Source organism: Bacillus fungorum, from assembly GCF_002746455.1.
GTDB lineage: Bacteria > Bacillota > Bacilli > Bacillales > Bacillaceae_G > Bacillus_A > Bacillus_A fungorum.
Genome location: NZ_NWUW01000149.1, coordinates 1 through 706, shown reverse-complemented (window position 1 = coordinate 706; position 706 = coordinate 1). Strand labels below are relative to the sequence as shown.

The following is a 706-nucleotide window of genomic DNA, read 5'->3' as shown; positions in this document are numbered from 1 at the left end:
GGAGGTAAAAACAATGAGATTATTATTTGGAACAGCAGCAAACTATTTTGCAGGATATTCTTCTGGAAGAGGCTCGGGACTTTTAGGGACATTATTTGGATGGGCATTACTAGTAGGTAGTGGATACCTGTTGATCACAAATTGGGATAGTATCACAGTTTGGATGCACAGTTTAGATATAGTAACAGGATTAGATGGTTATGAAGACATGAGCAATGGATTTATATTCATCTGCTTGCTTGTAAGTGGTTTTATTTTCATGCTTTTGCTACCTATCTTCGCAATTGTATTAATAGTAGGTGTAATATTCCTGAATATTGTTATCTGTACAATTGTATTATTAGCATCGCCAAGTACATATAAAAAAAATAAAGATGTGGAGAGTGAATGGAAATGAGTACAATTCTAGTTTTAGGTGGTTCAAATGGTAGAACATTGGAGAAATTAGCGAAAAAAAGAGATTGCCAGGTAATCTTTCATGATGGGAAAAATCACGGTGGTGTAAAGAAAACGTTTCGTAGTGTCATAAAAAAATGTGATGTTATTGTAGTGCAGAAAGGTGCATGTGGTCATGTGTCTATTGATGTAGCAAAAGAATACGCAAAGAAGTATGATGTCCCACTTTTATTTAATCAGGGTTTTGGAGGAACAGGTGCGTTAGAGATTGGGTTAAAGCATTTGCAAGCAGCATAAGTTTAGTAGTAAG

The 706-nt window shown here is 35.3% G+C and carries 2 protein-coding genes; both read left to right on the top strand.

Going from position 1 to position 706, the window contains the following annotated elements:
• The first annotated feature begins 13 nt into the window (after nt 1–13).
• Nucleotides 14–397: a hypothetical protein gene (locus CO726_RS31155; protein ID WP_099686851.1), complete on the top strand. Its 384-nt coding sequence runs from the start codon at nt 14–16 to the stop codon at nt 395–397.
• Nucleotides 388–693 carry a DUF2325 domain-containing protein gene (locus tag CO726_RS31150; RefSeq protein ID WP_000426064.1) on the top strand — a complete coding sequence of 102 codons (306 nt, stop codon included), beginning with the start codon at nt 388–390 and terminating at the stop codon, nt 691–693. Before CO726_RS31155 ends, CO726_RS31150 begins: the two co-directional genes overlap by 10 nt.
• Nucleotides 694–706 lie beyond the last annotated feature (13 nt).